Raw genomic sequence first — 20,104 nt, forward strand, 5'->3', positions numbered from 1 at the left:
TACAAGAAATTGGGTTTATCTTCGGAAGTCCTATTAAAATAAGATAGGGGACAGATATGCTGCATCCTTGCCCGAAATCAATAATGTAAAAGCAAGTCATGTCAGTAAACCTACTAAAATTTAAGCAGAGAGGAAAAGATGAATAAGCCTATAATTCTTTGCGTTGATGATGAACCGGATATCTTGAATACTCTCAAGATGCAGCTCAAAAATGAATTTAAAAATGCTTACTTTTATGAATTAGCTGAAAGTGGTGATGAAGCTTTAGATTTACTGGAGGACTTTCAAGAAAAAGCTCAGGTGATTGTGGTTGTTTCTGATTGGCTGATGCCTGGAATTAAAGGTGACGAACTTTTAATTAAAGTTCACCAAAAATATCCTAAAATTATTAAAGTAATGTTGACGGGACAAGCGGATGCAGCGGCTGTTCAGCGGGCAGTAGAAGAAGCAGATTTATACTGTTGTTTGTACAAACCCTGGCAAAGCAAAGACTTAATAGAGATTATAAAATCGGGGCTGGCTAAGTTATGAAAAAACCTGTGATTGTTTGTATTGATGATGAACCTGACGTTTTGAATAGTTTAAAGATTGAACTGAAAAAGGTGATCGGCGATCAGTGTATAATTGAAACCGCTGAAGGGGGGGCTGATGCTTTAGAGTTGCTGGCTGATTTGCAGGCAGATGAATACGAGATTGCTTTGGTGCTTTCCGATTATATCATGCCGGATATTAAAGGTGATGAACTGCTCAGAAGAATTCACGAAAACTCGCCGGAGACGCTGACCATTATGCTAACGGGGCAAGCAGATTTGGAAGCCCTGAGTAATGCTATAAAGTATGCTAAATTGTACCGTTATATTCCTAAACCTTGGCAAAATGAAGACTTAAAATTAACGGTAGTAGAAGCAGTTCATAGTTATTTGCAAGATCAAAAATTAACAGATGAAATTCATAAGCGCCAAGAAGTAAACGAGGAGTTAAAGCTAGTAAATGAGGCGCTGTCTGCGAGTGAAAGCCGCCTGAGTCAATTTTTAGAAGCTTTGCCAGTGGGGGTATCTGTTTATCATCCCGATGGTTCGATCGCCTATTTAAACCAGGCAGCGCGGGATTTGCTGGGTGCAGACACGATCCCGGAAAGCACTGCGGAACAATTAGGTGCCACTTATCAACTTTATGTTGCCAATACTGATGAGCTGTACCCGCCGGATAATCTGCCAATTTTGCGGTCACTGAAAGGAGAATCTGTCAAGGTTGACGATCTAGAAATCCGTCAAGATGGCAAAAGAATTGCGATCGAGATCAATACCACGCCGATTTTTGACGCTAGCGGAAATATTGTTTATGCGATCGCAGCTTTTCAAGATATTAGCGATCGCAAACAAGCTGAAAAAATACTAGCAGATTACCAGCACACATTAGAAGCCCAAATTGAGGAACGGACAGAACAACTGCAACAAGCCGCATTAGCTGCTGAAGCAGCAAACAAAGCTAAAAGCACCTTTCTTGCCAATATGAGCCACGAGTTACGCACCCCTCTCAATTCTATACTCGGGTTTGCACAAATCATGGAACCCAGCCCGGATCTTAGTGTCGAAAACCGAGAAAATATGAGAATTATTCGCCGTAGTGGCGAACACTTGCTCACCTTGATCAATGAAGTCTTAGACTTGTCAAAAATCGAAGCGGGGCGGATGACGCTCAACCCGAAAAACTTCGACCTCTACCGCTTGCTTGACGATTTGCAAGATATGTTTCAACTGCGGGTAGAGAATCAAGACTTGCAGTTGCGTTTCCAGCGCGATGCTGACGTTCCTCAGTACGTGCGAGCCGATGACATTAAACTGCGGCAAGTGCTGATTAATCTTCTGAGTAATGCGATTAAGTTTACGCAAACAGGCGAAATTATCTTAAGAGTTATAAAGTTAGAAAAATCGGGATATCTGGATTTATTGGATAGTCCCACCGCTTGCTTTGATACCACAAGAAGTATTCGGGATTTTTCGAGAACTAGCAGTGATTTTGCAAGGGATCGATGGAGGGATGAGGCTGAGGATTCAACTGTGCCAGCTTTTTTCCTTCTGTTTGAAATTGAAGATACAGGAGTTGGCATTGCTCCCGAAGAATTGGGCAATATTTTTAAGGCTTTTGTGCAAACAGCTTCCGGTAAAAAAAATCCGAAAGGTACGGGTTTAGGATTGAAGATCAGCCGTCAATTTGTCCGCCTGATGGGAGGAGAAATTGTCGTAGAAAGTGAACTGGAACTCGGCACCACTTTTAAATTTGAAATTCCAGTCGGTGCAGTTTATGCTGCTGAGCTTCCAGATCCGCAACTTAACCGCGAAGTTAGTGGGTTGGAACCCAATCAACCGTGCTACCGGATTTTAATTGTGGACGATCGCGAAGACAACCGCCAACTTTTAGTCAAAATGCTTTCTCCTTTAGGTTTCGGGGTGGAACAAGCCACCAACGGCCAGGAAGCAATAGAAATGTGGGAAAATTGGCATCCGCATTTAATTTTGATGGATGTGCGAATGCCAGTGATGGACGGCTACGAAGCTACTAAACAAATTAAGGCTAGAATCAAGCAGAGAGAGCAAGAGCAGCAAGGAAATGGGGAAATGAATATTTCCCATCCCGACTCCCCGATTCCGAAGATTATTGCTTTGACAGCTAGTACAATTGAAGGAAAGCGATCGTTTGCTTTATTGGTCGGCTGCGACGATTTTATTAGCAAACCTTTCCGCAAAACAGATATATTTGATACCCTCAGCAAACATTTGGGGGTGAAGTATGTCTACTCTAACTCAACGGACTTTATCTCAACAGGCGATCGAAATAATTTATCTGGCTCCCTCCCTAAAGCTGCGCTTGCTTATTTACCTACACTTCCCGCAGAATGGATAGACAACATGAAGCAGGTAATTCGCAGTGCTGATTTTGACTTAATTGTCAGAACAATTGACGAAATAAGGGAGCCTCATCCTGAATTGGCGGAAATCCTCCAGGGTCATCTCGATAATTTTGATTACCAGAAAATTCTCAATTTAATTGCCGAGGCGGAGGAATCAGATCATGCAGATGAAGGCGGAACAAACTGAAAACTATCAAGCAGATATTTTAGTAGTTGACGATACGCCAGATAATCTGCGTTTGTTGATTAGAATTTTGCAAAAAAATGGCTATAAAGTTCGACCAGTTACTAATGGTTTTTCGGCGTTAGATGCAATTCAATCTAGCGCACCCGATTTGATTTTACTCGATATTATGATGCCGGATATTGACGGCTACGAACTATGTAAGAAATTAAAATCAGAATCGGAATTTAGGGAAATTCCCATCATTTTTCTCAGCGCGCTAGAAGAAGGAATAAATAAAGCCAAAGCTTTTGAAGTTGGCGGAGCAGATTATATCACCAAACCTTTTCAAGTAAAAGAAGTATTGGCGCGAGTGAGCAATCAGCTTACTGTGCGTTCATTGCAAATACAATTGCAAGAAAAAAATCAAAAATTGACCGCTCAAAATATCCAGTTGCATCAGGAAATCGCGGAACGCCACCAGGTAGAAATGGAAACAAGATTGCTGCTGCAGGCCACTCAAGCTATTAGCAAATCTGAGGATTTTGAGTCGGCTATAGATGTGATTTTAGGTTTAATTTGCCAAACTATTGAATGGAATCTGGGCGAAGCTTGGATTCCTTGCAGTGAGGGGTTTTTAAAATGCGCTACAGGCAGGTACGTCAGCGACTTGAGGTTTGCCCAATTCCGACAAACAAGTTGGCAGTTGATTTTTGCTCCCAGTGTGGGACTCCCAGGCAGGATTTGGCAGTCGCAGCAGTCTGAATGGATCGATGATGTTTCTACTGCACCGGAACAAGTTTTTTTACGCGCGGAAATTGCGGTGAGTGTGGGATTGAAAGCGGCTTTTGGGGTGCCAATTTTGGCCGACAACCAAGTGTTAGCTATTTTGATTTTTTATCGCGAAAAAGTTCTGAAATGTCAGCCGCGCTTGTTGGAATTAGTGAGTGCGGTTGCTACGCAGCTAGGTTCGTTGATTCAGCGGAAACAAGCTGAAGCAGCGCTGAAAGTGCAACAAGGACAAACCGAGAAATTGCTGCTGAATATTTTACCGAAACCTATTGCAGATCGCTTGCAAAAAGAGCAAAAGTTGATAGCGGATCATTTTGATGAGGTGAGCGTCTTGTTTGCTGATTTGGTGGGTTTTACAGAGTTTTCGGCTCACAAAAGTCCGACGCAGTTGGTAGAAATTTTGAACGGGATTTTCTCGGAGTTCGATAGGTTGTCTGAATTGCACGGGTTGGAAAAGATTAAGACGATTGGGGATGCTTACATGGTGGTTGGGGGTTTGCCGACGCCGCGGGAGGATCACTGTGAGGCGATCGCACTTTTAGCTTTGGAGATGCAGGCAGCTTTGAGGAGGTTTAATGCCAAAATGGGAGAAAATTTTCAATTGAGGCTCGGAATTGACAGCGGTTCGGTGGTGGCTGGAATTATTGGGATTAGTAAATTTAGCTATGATTTGTGGGGGGATACTGTTAATGTTGCTTCACGCATGGAATCTAACGGATTGCCTGGTAAAATTCAAGTGACGGCGGCGACTTACGAGCGTTTGAAAGAGCAGTTTGTTTTGGAAAAACGGGGTTATATCCCGATTAAAGGTAAAGGAAGAATGCTGACTTACTGGTTAATTGAAGAACAAAAGAAATCTTTTTAGTTTTTTGATGTAAATTTCAATTAATATGAAAACTAGACCGCATTTATACTTTCAGGAGGGCTAATCCTTTGCAAACATTTGAAACAAAATCGCCGACAGCATGGAAAAAAGTTCTGGTTATTTTAATATCACTGCTAGCAGTAGCGGTACTGTCGATCGCTAGTTTTATCGCTATACCAGGAGAAAAAACAATGTTTGCTGGAACAAGACCTGCCAATATCGGGATTCAGTCAGGAAAACTCGCAGCGTGCCCGAGTGCCGCCAACTGCGTCAGCAGCTTCAGTCAAGATGCCGAACACAAAATTGAGCCTTTGGGATACACTTCGTCCCAGAGTGAAGCGATGGTAAAGCTCCAAGGGGCGATCGAGTCCTATGGAAAAACTAAAATTATCACGGCAACTGATAATTACCTCTATGCGGAGTTCACCAGCGCTTTAATGGGCTTTGTTGATGACGTTGAATTTTTGGTAGATGATGAAGCAAAAGTTATCCATGTGCGATCGGCTTCGCGTCTGGGAGAGTCGGATATGGGAGTTAACCGCAGTCGGATAGAAGCTATCAGAACTCAATTCAATCAACTCTGAACTTAAAATTTCTAACTTTCCGGAAGCCCCTCTCCTGCAAGATGAGGGGCTTTGATATTTGGCTATTACTATGTAATGTTGATTTTTCACCACCTAGTTAACAATTATTAACAGTAGGCACAGCGCAAAGGAGTCTCCTGCAGGGGGAGTAGGACACAGCAATGCGGTGCCCCTACGGTTGGCTTTGAGTTTTAATACTTGTTATAAGATTGATGATTGTATAGTTTTACAATCTTTAAAATAGCTGAGCGCGCTAGCACAGAAGCAGAGAGGCCGTAGTATTCCTATAGTATTAAACACCCTAAATTATACACTTCTGACTTTAGGGAGAGGGAACTGAACGAATTAATTTCTACTATTAATGGAAGTAGAGCAAAGAGGAAAAAACACATGGCACTTCAAAGATTGGCAGAATTTTATCCTAACTATCAGGAAGAGATCTTTGCTGGAGACGACATCAAGGGATTTGATGTTTATGCTGGCGACTCTGATGAAAAAGTAGGCACTGTTTATGATGCTTTGGTTGATGACACTGGTCGTTTCCGCTATCTGGTAATTGATACCGGTATTTGGATTTTTGGCAAAAAAGTATTGTTGCCAATCGGCTCGGCTCGCTTCGACTACGGAGCCCGTCGCGTCCACGCCACAGGTCTTCGCAACAAAGCTCAAGCAGAACAATTGCCGGCTTACAATGAATTAGAAGCAGTAGATTACGATCGCGAAGAACAGGTAAGAGGCGTCTACCGCACTCAAGAAAGTGCCGCTCCAAGCACTGCAACTGCTGCTAGCTATGATCGCAGCAGCTACAACTACGATATGGACCGCCCCCTCTACGAAACCAACGAACAGCAGCACCAAAATCTCAAGCTTTATGAAGAACGCTTGATAGCCAACAAACACCGCGCAAAAACAGGCGAAGTAGCTGTTAGCAAGCGCGTGGAAACTGAAACAGCGCGAGCTTCAGTACCCATTGAAAAAGAACGAGTCGTAATTGATCGAGTAACCCCGGTAGAAGCAGGTCGAGTAGTTTCAGTCGGTGAGGCTGACTTCCAAGCAGGGGAAGTTGCACGCATGGAAGTCTACGAAGAAACGGCTGACATTCACAAGGAAGCTTTCGTCCGGGAAGAAGTCAACGTCAGAAAAGAAGTTGTTCGCACCACTGTTGAGGGCGAAGAAACCTTGCGTCGTGAAGAATTAGAGGTTAAGACCGATGGAACTGCGGTTGTAGATAATAAAAACATCTAAACCAATCGCAACAGGTATTGCATAGGAATTTCGCCTTAATCACATAATTCTGTCAGGGCGCAGGTTTGATTTGATTGGTAGCGATGGCGCAATTCCTATGTGAGCGGCGGCGGGGGTACAACACTTGTCTACTTTTGGCAAAGTTGATGCACTTTCCCCGCCTTTACCAATTTACCGTTACCACCTCATAATAAAAATCCCTAAGCAGGAAAGTTTAAAAAATGAACGGTCAAGCATCAGCAGAAAAGATAGCAACTGCCCAATCAATAACCCGTCTCAACCGGGTGCCTGAAAAAGTCAGAACTAAGCTAAAAAGTTTTACCGTCAAAGACAACAAAGGTCAGTTGGTAGGCAAAGTTAAAGATGTCTATTTTGATGCTAAAGGTCAGTTAAACTTTGTGGTAGCCGGGCTAGGTAGCGAAAATACCCGCGCTTTTTTATTAAGTATTAAGCTGCTCAAAAAAGTCGATTATCACCAAAAATCGCTGTTTGTAACTATTAATTCGGATCAAGTCGATCTGCTGCCGATTGTTTCGGCAAGTGGGGGTCATCCCTATTTAGAAAATGCGTCTGAAACGCATAGTGAATTTAGCAACAGTGAGTTAACCAATCCCTCAACAGTTATGTCAAATCTAACAGATGCCGATCGCACAGATGCAAATTTGGAGACAGATGAGGATGAGGAAAACTTCGATATTGTCGATCAAGAAGTAATTCGCCTGCTAGAAGAACGATTGGTGATCAATCGCAGCAAGCGCAAAGTTGGCGAAGTCATAGTGCGTAAAGAAATTGAAACTCGGATGGTACAAGTACCCATCCAGTGGGAAAAGCTGATTGTCGAACAAGTCGGCGACGATCCGAAGGTGTTGGCAGAAATAGATTTAGGCGAGGGCAACATCACCGGTATAGATTTGACGGAGATTAAGAGCGATCGCCAAGAACCGACCGTTAAGGCTGAATTTACCTCTGTGCAGAAAGCTAGCAAGATCTTAAATTCGATCGCCTCTCAACCCCGTCACGGTTGCGTCAAAGTCCGCCTAGAACTCGTTCTCGAAGACAAGCAACTGCAGGATACTTACCAAAAATGGATGACGGAACACCACTCCGAGAGTTAAAATATTCGTCCTTTTCCCTCTAGATTTTAGCTATTAGCGAGAAACATAAATCTAAGAGGGGACTGGCGCGAGTCGTGCTGGGGAGAAAGTTCACCGCCATCTACTAAGATCATGTTCGGTAAATTAACCGTAATTTTGGTAGGGGCGGGTTCACCCAGATCTATAATATAAGCGTGAGATCCCTCAACCCGCCCCGACCGGAATATTGAAATTTTTAGCGCTCAACCTCTAGACAAAATTGTACCCACTTGCGGTAAAATTGTGGTGGTCAAATTTAAAAGTATTTGAAAATGCCCAGCACAATCTCCGACATTAAAGTAAAAACGATCGCAGGCGAAGACAAGCAACTAGGAGAGTACGCTGGCAAGGTACTCTTGATAGTTAATGTAGCTTCCAAATGTGGTTATACACCTCAATACAAAGGGCTCGAAGAATTGAGCCAGAAGTACAGCGCCGCTGGACTCCGTGTTTTAGGATTTCCCTGTAACGACTTCGGAGCTCAAGAACCCGGAAGTAATCCAGAAATCGTCAATTTCTGCACTACAAAATACGGCGTCACCTTTGAATTATTTGACAAAGTACGCGCTAAAGGCACTCAGCAACACCCGCTGTACGCTAAGCTTACGAGTGCAGTCGATCCCAAGGGTGAGGTTTCCTGGAATTTTGAGAAATTCTTAGTTAGCAAACAGGGTGAAGTGGTTGCCAGATTCCGCAGCAGTGTTGGCCCCGATTCGCCCGAACTAATCGCTGCTATCGATCGAGAATTGGCAAAATAAGAAGTTCGGCAAATAAGCAGTGTACAGAATTTAACGGATTAAACGGATGGATGTTGAGGGAAGAGGGAAGAAATTAATAGGCTTTTTTTCTAATAAGTTGAGATCTGATTTTTTTCTTCTCTTCCCCATTGTGTGTAAGCACTCAGCAATTAACAATTACCGATGATTTTATTATTTAAGTGGAGAACGGTTTAATTTAATGGAAAATACATCGGGATTAGATTTAGTTGTAGGTGTACTTGCCTTCGCAATTCTGGCAGGTGGTCTAGTCATGCTATTTGTAGGCATGGCCTCCTTTCCTAAAGAAAAATAATAATACTAATGGATATTATGTGTGAGGGCACGACCATAATAAAAGTGCTTGTAGTGAAAACTTAAGTCCTCATAGAAATCTGAGGACTTAAGTTTTCACTACCCACTTAAAACGGTTATTTTACAGGGCACCATCTGAATAAATCTAACAGCATTCAATTTGAACATTCGCAATTGACAATCATGCACACTACCGAAAACAACGTCAAACTTGCCCTCGCGCCGGGGAATTTGCGCCGGGTTCACCATATCGCTTTAAACGTGCGCGACATGAAAGCTTCCCGCGACTTCTACGGTACAATTCTCGGCCTGCACGAACTAACAGGTGCAGAAATTCCCGCAACTTTAACAGAAATGGTAGCCGCTGGTAAAGTCGCTAATTTCGTTACCCCTGACGGCACTGTTATTGACTTATTTTGGCAGCCCGACTTAGAACCGCCAAACCCAGACCCGGAGAAAGCTTTTACCCGCGCCAACCACTTAGCCTTCGACATCGAGCCGGATTTGTTCGATCGCGCTCTGGAAGTGCTAAAGTCAAATCAAATTGCGATCGACAGTGGCCCCGTCACTCGCGCTACAGGACGCGGCATTTACTTTTACGATCCTGATGGATTTATCATCGAAATCCGTTGTGATGCAGTTTAAACAGTCGCTCTCTGGTTCTTGGTAGTCCGGGTGCACCCTACATTTACTCTTTGGAGCGCGGTGATTCGTAAACATCCTACCTTTAAAGTTGTTTTATGTTCCCTCTTGGCTAATAGGTTGCTTCGGCCAAGTAAACCGAAAAGTTGCTCCCTCACCTTCGGCAGATTCGAGGGAAATACTGCCCCCTTGACCTTCGACAATTTTTTTCACCAGCGACAAACCAATCCCAGTATTTTCTACTTTATCGCGAGCTTCCAAGGTCTGAAAAATCACAAAAACTTTATCGTGATATTGAGGAGCAATCCCCGGCCCGTCATCCTCTACAGAAAACTCGTAAAAATCCTCTAACTCTTTAACCGATATTTTTACATGACCCGATTCAGCTCGGTTGTGCTTAATTGCGTTGCTAATTAAATTAGCAAAAACCTGCTGTAGTGGCAATTTTTCGGCTACAAAAGTCGGCATTCCCGGCTCAACTTTCACCTCAAATTCAGACGGCGGCGCCAACGAATCAATAATTTCTGCTAATAAATTCTCAACTTTTACCATCTCTGAAGGCACTTGAATCCGTCCGACGCGGGAATATTGCAGCAGTCCCTCAATCAAACCTTCCATCCTGTGAACTCTGCCACGCAGCAGGTTCATTTGGTGGAGAGTATCCTCTGTCATCGACTCGCTGAGGTCTTCTTCTATCCAACTGCTAAGATTTGCGATCGCCCTGAGCGGCGCTTTCAAATCGTGAGAAACTACATAAGCAAACTGGTCTAATTCTTGATTCCGCTTTGTTAAAACATTCGTCGTTTGAGCCAGACTTTGGGCTGTCAGCCTCAATTCTTGAGCGCGCAACCGCAGCGATTCCTCCACTTTTTTGCGCTCCCTAATATCTTCTACCACACCCATCAGAAACTGACTGCCATCTTGTTCTCGCAGCAGCGAAACCGTTAAGTTTGCCCACACCAACTCTCCCTCTTTGCAGATGTAGCGCTTTTCCAGAGAGAAATTTTCAATTTCTCCTGCTAACAATTGGCGCAAAAGTTCCAGTTCGCTTGCCAAATCTCCGGGCCAAGTAATGTCCTGAAATCTTTTCTCCCCCAATTCTTGGCGGCTGTAGCCCAAAATTTCGCAAAGTTTTTGATTGACTAACAGAAATTTGCCTTCCACACTGGCTTGAACCATGCCGACTGCCGCCTGCTCAAAAGTAGCGCGAAACCGCTGCGCGCTTCGGGCCAAAGCAATTTCTGAGCGTTTGCGATCGCTAATATCGTTGCTGATTTCCAAAATAGCCACGGGTTGATTTTGATCGTCGTGCTGCAAAGTCCATCGGCTTGCGACCGTTATTTTTGTGCCGTCTGCCTTGGTACGCACCAGTTCCCCTTGCCAAGAACCCCGCTCGAAAAACACTTTTTGAATTACCTCAAAAGGTTGAGTCCATTCTGTTTGTAAAAGCTGGTGAATATTTTTTCCTATGGCTTGCGACTTCCGCCAGCCGTAGAGCCACTTGGCACCCGAATTCCAATAAGAAATCGCCCCGTTCAAGTCTAGTACCGCGATGGTATCGTTTGCCAAATCCAGCATTTGCGCTTGCTTTCGCAGAGTTTCCTCGGCTTGTTTCCGTCCTCTGGCATCGCGGCAAACTGCAATAAACAAGTGTTGATCGGCCAGACGCATTTCGCTGACAGCCAATTCCATCGGAAACTTAGTTCCGTCGTGGCGAAGTCCCACTGTTTCTTGCTGGTAAGTCTTCAGCGTAGTATCGGGATGTAACACAAAATATTCGATTGAATAATCCCCCACGCTGCTGTACGGCTGCGGTTGAGCTATCAGCCGCCGCAGGTTCGAGCCAATTATTCGATCGGCTTTGTCGCCAAAAATCTTTTCTGCTGCCCTATTAAAAGACTCAATATTTCCCCGTTCGTCCAAAGTAATAATCCCGTCAGCCGCATTATCTACCACAGCTTGAATGCGACTTTTACTTTCTTCTAAGCCCGCTTCCCGCTTTCTCAATTCCTTCTCTAAACTATCAAATAAATACCAGGAAGCCCCTGCACCCAAACAGTTGAAAAGCAAACCAGCAAATTGCAGGAAATTAGTGAAATTTCTCAACTCCTGTACTTGCTGATCTACAACTTTTTGGTACGCTTCGCTGGCCTCAGCAAACGCCTTAATTTTTGCGCGGAGGTTATCCATCTTCAATTTGCCTTGAGCGAACACCTGAATTATTTCCGGCGACTGTAAGCTGGTTGCCGAATTGTCGAGCTTATTCAAAGTGTTTTGCAACAAATTTATATACTGTTCGCTACTTTTTTTAATTTCTTCAAATCGCTGAGATTGCAGTTTATTTTCTTGAACTATAACCTGGACTTTAGCCAGCAGCGGAGGCAAACTCTTCTTTGCTTCTAAGTAGGGTGATAGAAATTCGCGGCGTTTCGTCAACCCGTAACCCCGAATGCCCGTCTCTGCATCCACCATCGTCGCTAACAAGCGGTTAGCTTCCTGAAGTATTATTTTATTAGTATCTGATCCCTTTCTTATGTGTAGGGCCCTATCGCGGAGACCTGCAATTCCTATCAGCGAAGCAAAGAGACAAATCACGGGGATAGAAACGATGATTGTTCCCCGTTGGCGAATTGGTCGGTCTGTCCATACAAACTGGACGCAGCGATCGAGCAAATACTTCACGGATATTGAAGGAGAAAGTTTGCTGCCAGTATATCGCTTTTTGGCAGTTTAGGCTATGGATAAGTTTGTTTTGTTTAGTTTGACGAGCGCCGGGGACTAACCGTGGAAACTAGATTAGACCCCTGCGATAGCTACCTGCTGACACTAACAGCAGATTTTTTGGCACGGTGTTTAAACTGAGGCACGGAGAAAGAAAGGACTTTTTTAGACACCGAGACAGCAGGCGAAGCAGAAAGGATCGTTTCTGCTTTACCTTCGTTTTCGCCTGCGGCTTCTGCTTTTAAACTAGAGTCTGTTTCGCAAGTGTTTGGAACACTTGTAACTACAGTAGTCCACCTGCCTGTAGCCGGATCGCGATAACAAGTAAAAGGATTTATTTTTAGCGGTTGACTGCAAGGTTTAATCATGTAGATGCACTCCTTTGATTCTGAGAAATTGTGCATTGCTTTCAGCAGCAGTGCTATCTCGCCAGTAGAAGCAGTATGAAGGCAAAAAGCAGAATTGTGTTTCTGCGTCCAGAGACTTTTGAGAATTCCTGATTTCCTGTTAACTTTTGCCTTCTACTGCTTCGCGACCATAGCATTACTTTTACCAAATTGCCTTTCTGGAAGCAACCCCCCACCCCCTTAATTAGGTTGAGGTGGGATTTGTAAATGCAGCGAGGCGCTTGATCGTGCCTGCAAGACAATTTTGAGATAATATAGGTATTCTAGGCTGAAAAAAAATGCTACTGTGTGATCGACAACAGAGGTGGAGCGCGATCGGTGTCACAATTAAAAAGGGAATGGGTAATGGCTAATGGCTAATTGGTAAGGGGGGAATGGGTAATTGGGGAATTATTCCCTCTTTTGCCATCCGTTAAATCCGTTAAATCCGGTACACAATTCCTGGCCCAACCCCCACCCGTTAAATCCCTTAAATCCCCTACATTTATAGTGGCCCAACTTGCTTCTAACTAATATCAACTTCTGCCTTTAAATTAACAGTAAAAGTAGAGCCAACATCCAACTGACTCTCAACAGTGATATCGCCGCCCATCATCTGACAAAACAAACGGCTAATGGCCAATCCTAAACCGGTGCCGCCGTACTTGCGAGTAGTCGAAGCGTCCCCTTGAATAAAAGGTTGAAACAAACCCTGCTGCTGTTCGACCGACATTCCAATCCCCGTATCAGATACCTGCAAATAAACCCAATCGCTGCCGCCTGCTGGTTCACGAGTCGCGCTCAACAGAACCGTTCCACCTTCGGTAAACTTCAGGGCATTCGAGAGCAAATTGAACAGAATTTGCCGGACTTTAGTCAAATCTGCATACATCACTCCCAAATTTTCAGAGCAAGAAACTTGCAATTGATTGTGATTTTTTTCGACCAAAGGGTGCAAAGTTGCAACGACTTCTTCTATTAAATTACTGAGATCAAATTTTTCTAAATAAAGCTCCATCCGACCGGCTTCTATCTTAGAAAGGTCTAGAATATCGTTAATTAAAGTCAGCAAGTGTTTGCCGGCGTTATAAATTTTTTGGGTATCGGGAATGATGTCTTTGAGTCCCGATTCCAGTGCTTCTTCTTGTAGCATTTCGCTGTAACCGATAATCGCGTTGAGCGGCGTGCGGAGCTCGTGGCTCATATTGGCTAAAAAAGTGCTTTTAGCTCTCGAAGCTGCTTCAGCTTTGTGTAAGGCTTCTTGCAAAGCTATTTCGGCTCTTTTGCGCTCGGCAATTTCAATGCGGAGCAGTTTATTGGCGGCGGTGAGTTGAGCGGTGCGCTGATCGACGGTCATTTCTAGCTGCGCTTTGGCTTTGGAGAGTGCTTCCTGAGCTCGCTGGCGCTCAAATCCCTCGATCGCCAGGGCTACCAAATTTGCCAAAGAATCGGCGAAGGTGCGCTCCTCCAGAGCCCACTGGCGGGGCGCGCCGATATGTTCGAGAGAGAGTATGCCCACGATCTGACCGCCAAGCCTAATTGCTACATTTAATATGGATGAATTGGGCTTGTTGGCATTCGGCAGCACTGCGGAATGTTCGGCTAGCGAAGATGAGTGGGACAAATCTGTTTGTAGAGATTTTTGAGTCTTTGTCGCAGGTTCTAAAGCATTGTTCGATCGCAAATTGTCGCCTGGTGCGTCGCCTTCAACATCTGAAATTGAAAATTTTAAATCGCTTGCGGATATGGACGGGCTGCTCAAATGATTTTCCTGGGTGCGATCGTACAAGTCGAGACAAACTAATTTGAGGCTGGGGATTTTAAACTTAGAATGATTAACCCCCTCGTGTTGCTGTGGGGCGGCGGCCTCTGTATCGAGTGGCTCTGTTTGGTTGTGGGCGATCGCTCTCTCCGTAAAATTTAGCTGCGGATCGATCGGGTAGCGAGTTCCAAATCTTCCATGGTTGTAAAGCCAGACGCTGACTTTTTCCACATCCAAAGTCCGGGCGGCAGCCTCAGTAATTTCGCGAATTCCCACATTCAGCGCACCGCTATTGAGAGTCCTCTGCCGACCTAGCTGCAACAAAGCCAAACTCTGGCGGCGGAGCCGCTTTTCGCTCTCTTGGAGGGTTTGTTCTGCTTCCTTGCGCTGGGTGAGGTCGTACAAGGCGCACAATGCCGTCTGCTGCCCGTTAAACACCAGCGACTGAACCGAGATCATCGCCCAGAAAGCGGTGCCGTCTGATTTTTTGCAGTGGAGTTCGTAGTTTTGGAGGTATCCGTTTTTAGCAAGTGCCTCAAGTACCTTTGGGCGATCGGCGGGGTTGAAGTAAAAGTCTGGAGTGCTGCAGCCGATCAATTTTTCTAGGGGTATGTTCAGGAGAGAAGCCAATTGAGCGTTCGCATACATAATTAAGCCGTCAGCGAGGCGAGAAACTAATACCGGCACGGGAGTTGCCGAGGCGATCGCCCGAAACTGCTCTTCGCTTGAACGCAGCGCCAACTGAGCTTTGCTCAGCAAGTGAGCTTCCATCGTATCTGAATGTTCGGTGGTAGTCTCCAGCAAAAGTTCTAGGTCAACCTTTTCGCGCTTCAAGTTTTCAAGTTCCGCACTCAGCCGCTGAACGTCGAAAAGTAGCTGTTCTGTCGATGGTTCTTCCTGCATAGCAATTGAAAATTGGTAATTTTTAGTCTGTTATGAAGTTTTTTACGGTTTTGTGCTAGTTTAACTATGACTTATTCCGATTAACTTCAGCCACCCTCATCCTGGTTCCCGGACTTAGCCGGGGATTCATCTTTACCTTTTTCGCTACTATTCCAATTCTAAGTGCAAGGAAGGCATCAGCCGCTGCAAGTTTTTCAGGGATTTTATCTGCCAGGGGATCTGTTTAGAACCTTTGATGGCGATTTGAATATTTTTTTGCTGGCGCACTTTGATCACAAATTTTGAGACAATATTCATTCCAGAACTATTTAAAAATTCTAGCTTTCGCAAGTCTAGAGTCACCGTGTTTGGGCAGGAGTCAGCCACTTCGTTGAGCAGATTGACGATCGGTGCGTATTCTTCCACCTGGCTGAGTCGGAACGAGCCGCTACAGGTGACTGTTTGCGTAGCGCGATCGTACTGGATCGTGTAATCTTTGGTCTGAATCTCCATACTTTTGTCAGTTGCTGGTTTTGAGTGGTAAAGGGGCTTTGCCTGCGTGAGCGAGGATTGAGCTTCAGCCTAGCACGATCAAAATTCAGCCGTTTGCGGAATGCCGAATGCCATTGCGGGTGTAACTTTTATTACATATACTGCCAACTGTACCATTGTCGCAGGGCCGTTATGAGTTATTTTAGGATTTATCAGTTGTATCAGTTGTGATACCAGTTGGAAAAAAGAATGCAACTGTTGACTAGCTCTCAACCCTGGTAGTCATCAGTCATTGCCAATCTCAAATCTCAAATCTCAAATCTCAAATTGTATGAGTTGTGGGGGTTAACGAGACCAACTTTTGCTGCTGTTCCGAGCTATCAATTCGATTTTTTTTCTCAACTTAGTATTGACAAAATCACCAAAATGTGAGACATATTTCACATCTGACACAGAAGTGAAGGGGAGAATATTTAATGGCAATTTCAGGAATTACAGAAAAGCTTTTGGCGGCTAAAAAAGCTAAGGGAATTAGTTTTGCAGATTTGGAAAAAGTTTTGGGGCGCGACGAAGTTTGGATTGCCGCGGTTATTTACCGTCAAGCTACCGCATCAGAAGAGGAAGCCGAGAAAATTGTCTCGGCTTTGGGGCTAGATAGCGAGACGGCTGCGGTTCTCTGTGAACCTCCGTTAAAAGGTTCTTTGGATGCCTCGGTTCCAGTTGACCCTCTGCTTTATCGATTCTATGAAATAATTCAGGTTTACGGGATGCCGCTCAAAGCAGTGATACAGGAAAAATTTGGTGACGGGATTATGAGCGCGATCGACTTTACTATGGATGTCGAGAAAGAAGCAGACCCAAAAGGCGATCGAGTGAAAATAATTATGTCGGGAAAATTTTTGGAATACAAAAAATGGTAAGCCCGGGCAGCTTTACTTTCAAGTGAAAAATAAAAATTCAAATTTGCTCCAATGACTCATGACTAATGACTAAAGCCTCAAAAGTGTTAACTTAGAAATAGAGATCGCGAAGCTTGACTGGCTTGGGTGTCCGATCGGGAAACCCTTCTAGGGCAAAGCTAAGGTCGCTCCCGCGGCAACTTCCCCAGTCGAAACAAGCAACCGCAACCGTAAATTAAGAGGCAAATATGTCAAAATATGACTCCCATCTCAGATGCTCGTTTTGCGGCAAGTCGCAAGAGTACGTCCGCAAGTTAATCGCTGGGCCCGGCGTCTACATTTGCGATGAATGCGTGGAACTGTGCAATGAAATTTTAGAGGAGGAGTTCTTTGACTCCAGTAAAACAATTGGTCAACAGATTCCCCAATCAGAGGTGCGAGAGTCTCAGGGACAAGGAACGCGGCGCCCGGGTCGATCGAATAAATCGAAAATCGTTTTAGCTCAAATTCCGAAACCAACAGAGATTAAGCAGCATTTAGACAACCACGTCATCGGCCAGCATTCAGCAAAAAAAGTCCTTTCTGTAGCAGTTTACAACCACTACAAGCGCTTGAGCGTTGACCAAGCTAAAGATAGCGACAAGTCTTCCCCTGACAGCGATGTAGAACTGCAAAAATCCAACATCCTCCTAGTGGGCCCCACAGGTTGTGGCAAAACTTTGTTAGCGCAAAGTTTGGCACAAATGCTCGAAGTGCCGTTTGCGGTAGCGGATGCGACGACACTGACAGAAGCTGGATATGTCGGCGACGATGTAGAAAATATCTTGCTGCGGCTGTTGCAAATGTCAGATTTTGATGTTGAAGCGGCGCAGCGTGGCATTATTTATATTGATGAAATTGACAAGATTGCTCGCAAAAGCGAAAACACTTCGATCACTAGGGATGTATCGGGAGAAGGAGTGCAGCAAGCGCTGCTAAAAATGTTGGAGGGAACAGTGGTTAACGTGCCCCCGCAAGGCGGCCGCAAACATCCTTACCAAGATTTTATTCAAGTTGACACTAGCAAAATTCTATTTATTTGTGGCGGTGCTTTTGTCGGTTTGGAAAAAATAGTTGAACAGCGTTTGGGCAAAAAATCTTTGGGCTTTATTCAGCCAACAGAAAGCGACAGCAACTCGACTTTGCCGGCGAAAGACAAGCGGGCCGCTGATATTTTGCAGCAGGTACAGCCGGACGATTTAGTCAAGTTTGGTTTGATTCCTGAGTTTGTCGGGCGGATACCGGTGGTGACGGTGATTTCGCCGCTGGATGAAGCAGCTTTGATGCAGATATTGACCGAGCCCCGGAATGCGCTGGTGAAGCAGTATCAAAAGCTGTTGAAGATGGACAGCGTGGAATTGGAATTCCAGCCGGAAGCGCTGCGGGCGATCGCCCAGGAAGCCTATCGTCGCAAAACGGGCGCGAGAGCTCTCCGCAGCATTTTAGAGGAGTTAATGCTGGATGTGATGTACGAATTGCCTTCTCGTAAGGATGTGGCTAACTGTATGATTACTCCTGAAATGGTCGAGAAGCGATCGACTGCTGAATTGCTGTGGCATCCCGCTTGGCGCAAACAGCACGAAACTGCATAATTTATAGTTTGTAGGGTGCTTGTGGCGCACCCTACAAGCTTGGCAAATTTAGTTTATGACAGTTAAAAAAATGTCAGCCAATGTAGCTAAAGCCAGTAAAAAATCGAGATTGTCAGTATCCAGTTTGCTGCCGAGGATTGCAATTTACAGCACAGTCGTGGCTGGCCTCATGGCGTCATTTTACGATTTCCCACTCAATACCATCGTCCCGCCCCCCTCCCCGTCAAGGGGTAAGAATTTTTTTGAAGCCATACAATATATTTCAAGCATCAATAGAGCGCAGCAAGCTTACTATGCAGAATACGGTCAATTTAGCGATTCCATTGCAAAATTGGGTATTGGAATTAAAGAACAGACTAATAACTATTATTACACCCTCGTCTCATCAATGGGCCCGGTTCAAACTAGGCACAATCACCGCAAACCAGCACAATTTGAAAGCGCGATCGCGATTGCCCAACCTAATGATATTAGTATCGGGAAATCCTACACTGGCGCAGTGTTTGCTTTTAAAGAAAAGGGTAGCAATATTATAACAACTATTGCTGCAATTTGCGAGAGCGATCGAATTAATGCAAGTTATGCAGAAACTTGGAATCCGCCAACTTTTGACGGCAAAGAAATTCACTGCCAGCCCGGTACAACTATCTTAAGGTAAGACCTTGAAACTATTTTGCGCCACTCTTTCACCGTCTAAGTAAAATTCAAACTTCCAATTTCCCGGCTTGTCATCCTTTTGAAAATTGTACCAACACCAAGTATTTAATCGATCGCCCGTCGTTTTTAAATAAGATTGACTTTGGGCTGCGAATAGTCTTTGAGGGTTGACAACCTTACAATAACTTCTATATTCTCCTTCTGGCAAGTTAGCAGCACTTACAGCAAAATAGACTTTTTTGTTTTGCTTCAAAGACCAAACATCCCTAGGTTTCGTTGATTCTAATTCGTCAGTTAACATTACTTGAGTCTTAGGGTTAAAATTTTCTGAGTTGATTACTCGTTTGAGCTCTACTGCTGTTTGAGGTTCGGGAGATTTCCAAAAAAGCGGAATAAAAATAGCAGAAATTGCTGTTAATACTCCGACTGATATCAATACCGGTTTTAAGTTGTTACGTTGCTGAACTACTTCGAGGGGAATCAAAGCATTTAAGGCCGCATCTGCGGAAGGATAGCGGTTTTTGAAATTAGGTTCCACCATTTTTTGCAACCAGTCAAGAAATTCTGGAGTTAGCTGTGGCAACCGATGTTTAAAATTAATCCGCCCGGTATCGTCCATCAAACTGCCAATTTCGGTAGAATTGATGCCGATTAGCAAGCAAATTAGCGTCGCGCCGAGACTGTATAAATCCGATGCAACAGTTAGCTGCCGATTGAACATTTGTTCTGGCGGCATAAAGCCCAAAGTGCCTTTAACAACGCTGCTGGCGGCCACTTCTCCCCCGCCGATTCTAGCAAATCCAAAATCGACAAGGCTGACATTCATCCGGTCATTTACCAAGATATTTTCCGGTTTTAAATCTCTGTGGATGACTGGCGGAACGCGGTTTTGCAAATATTTGAGTATTTCTAAAACAGAGATAGCAATTTGCTTGGTTCGCTGCGGTGTTAGCTGGCGCAAAATAGCGAGAGAATCGGCATTTTTGTATTCCTGAACCATGCAGAAACCCGATGCAGTTTGGAAGGAATCTAAATAGCGGGGAATGTTGGGATGATCCAGTTCTCGCAAAATCTGAATTTCTTGTTCGCACGCTTGATATTGATCCCAATTAGCGTCTGTTTGGGCAAATTGAAATTGTTTGACAGCGACGGAACGTTGGGTATTAATTTCGGTAGCGAGATAGGTAACTCTCCCGCCGGCGCGATTGTGTCCGAGTTCGCGAGTTACTTGATAGCCGTAGTTAGAAAAGTCAGGAAAAGCGTTCATAA

Annotated in this window: 16 protein-coding genes; 11 read left to right on the forward strand and 5 right to left on the reverse strand. The window is 44.5% G+C overall.

Annotated elements, in window-relative coordinates:
• The first annotated feature begins 138 nt into the window (after positions 1-138).
• The 8 genes from D0A34_12460 (at position 139) to D0A34_12495 (ending at position 9,408) form a co-directional block, all read left to right on the forward strand.
• Entirely contained in the window at positions 139-531 is a 393-nt protein-coding gene (locus D0A34_12460; protein UNU19570.1) for a response regulator, read from the forward strand.
• Positions 528-3,098: a hybrid sensor histidine kinase/response regulator gene (locus tag D0A34_12465; protein ID UNU19571.1), complete on the forward strand. Its 2,571-nt coding sequence runs from the start codon at positions 528-530 to the stop codon at positions 3,096-3,098. Before D0A34_12460 ends, D0A34_12465 begins: the two co-directional genes overlap by 4 nt.
• Positions 3,073-4,731, forward strand: a complete 1,659-nt coding sequence (locus tag D0A34_12470) for a response regulator (GenBank protein ID UNU19572.1) — start codon at positions 3,073-3,075, stop codon at positions 4,729-4,731. Before D0A34_12465 ends, D0A34_12470 begins: the two co-directional genes overlap by 26 nt.
• A gap of 68 nt (positions 4,732-4,799) precedes the next feature.
• Complete coding sequence (locus tag D0A34_12475; GenBank protein ID UNU19573.1) at positions 4,800-5,315, forward strand: DUF1499 domain-containing protein; 516 nt, start codon at positions 4,800-4,802, stop codon at positions 5,313-5,315.
• A gap of 390 nt (positions 5,316-5,705) precedes the next feature.
• Positions 5,706-6,560 carry a DUF2382 domain-containing protein gene (locus D0A34_12480; protein UNU19574.1) on the forward strand — a complete coding sequence of 285 codons (855 nt, stop codon included), beginning with the start codon at positions 5,706-5,708 and terminating at the stop codon, positions 6,558-6,560.
• Between the two features lie 221 nt (positions 6,561-6,781).
• The gene (locus D0A34_12485) at positions 6,782-7,675 is read left to right on the forward strand and encodes a DUF2382 domain-containing protein (GenBank protein ID UNU19575.1); all 894 of its coding nucleotides are present in this window, start codon (positions 6,782-6,784) and stop codon (positions 7,673-7,675) included.
• Positions 7,676-7,965: 290 nt separating this feature from the next.
• Positions 7,966-8,451 carry a glutathione peroxidase gene (locus D0A34_12490; protein UNU19576.1) on the forward strand — a complete coding sequence of 162 codons (486 nt, stop codon included), beginning with the start codon at positions 7,966-7,968 and terminating at the stop codon, positions 8,449-8,451.
• A 495-nt stretch (positions 8,452-8,946) separates the two neighbouring features.
• Positions 8,947-9,408: a VOC family protein gene (locus tag D0A34_12495; protein UNU19577.1), complete on the forward strand. Its 462-nt coding sequence runs from the start codon at positions 8,947-8,949 to the stop codon at positions 9,406-9,408.
• 93 nt (positions 9,409-9,501) lie between these two features.
• Here D0A34_12495 and D0A34_12500 read toward each other — a convergent pair whose 3' ends face one another.
• From D0A34_12500 to D0A34_12515, 4 genes are all read right to left on the reverse strand, one after another.
• Positions 9,502-12,087 (reverse strand): PAS domain S-box protein, encoded by a 2,586-nt coding sequence (locus D0A34_12500; protein ID UNU19578.1) that lies wholly within the window; start codon positions 12,085-12,087, stop codon positions 9,502-9,504.
• A gap of 131 nt (positions 12,088-12,218) precedes the next feature.
• Positions 12,219-12,494, reverse strand: coding sequence for a hypothetical protein (locus D0A34_12505; GenBank protein ID UNU19579.1), 276 nt, complete (start codon positions 12,492-12,494; stop codon positions 12,219-12,221).
• Between the two features lie 544 nt (positions 12,495-13,038).
• Positions 13,039-15,177, reverse strand: coding sequence for a PAS domain-containing protein (locus D0A34_12510; GenBank protein UNU19580.1), 2,139 nt, complete (start codon positions 15,175-15,177; stop codon positions 13,039-13,041).
• 147 nt (positions 15,178-15,324) lie between these two features.
• Entirely contained in the window at positions 15,325-15,669 is a 345-nt protein-coding gene (locus D0A34_12515) for a hypothetical protein (GenBank protein UNU19581.1), read from the reverse strand.
• Positions 15,670-16,124: 455 nt separating this feature from the next.
• Here D0A34_12515 and cynS point away from each other — a divergent pair, with 455 nt between their 5' ends.
• From cynS to D0A34_12530, 3 genes are all read left to right on the forward strand, one after another.
• On the forward strand, positions 16,125-16,568 hold the full coding sequence (gene cynS, locus D0A34_12520; GenBank protein ID UNU19582.1) for a cyanase: 444 nt from the start codon (positions 16,125-16,127) through the stop codon (positions 16,566-16,568).
• Between the two features lie 227 nt (positions 16,569-16,795).
• Positions 16,796-18,178, forward strand: a complete 1,383-nt coding sequence (clpX, locus tag D0A34_12525; protein UNU19583.1) for an ATP-dependent protease ATP-binding subunit ClpX — start codon at positions 16,796-16,798, stop codon at positions 18,176-18,178.
• Between the two features lie 55 nt (positions 18,179-18,233).
• Entirely contained in the window at positions 18,234-18,836 is a 603-nt protein-coding gene (locus D0A34_12530) for a hypothetical protein (GenBank protein UNU19584.1), read from the forward strand.
• On the opposite strand, the gene D0A34_12535 is transcribed toward D0A34_12530, so the two are convergent.
• The gene (locus D0A34_12535) at positions 18,828-20,102 is read right to left on the reverse strand and encodes a serine/threonine protein kinase (GenBank protein UNU19585.1); all 1,275 of its coding nucleotides are present in this window, start codon (positions 20,100-20,102) and stop codon (positions 18,828-18,830) included. The genes D0A34_12530 and D0A34_12535 overlap by 9 nt on opposite strands.
• Between the last annotated feature and the right edge of the window lie 2 nt (positions 20,103-20,104).

This window comes from Microcoleus vaginatus PCC 9802 (assembly GCA_022701275.1).
GTDB lineage: Bacteria > Cyanobacteriota > Cyanobacteriia > Cyanobacteriales > Microcoleaceae > Microcoleus > Microcoleus vaginatus_A.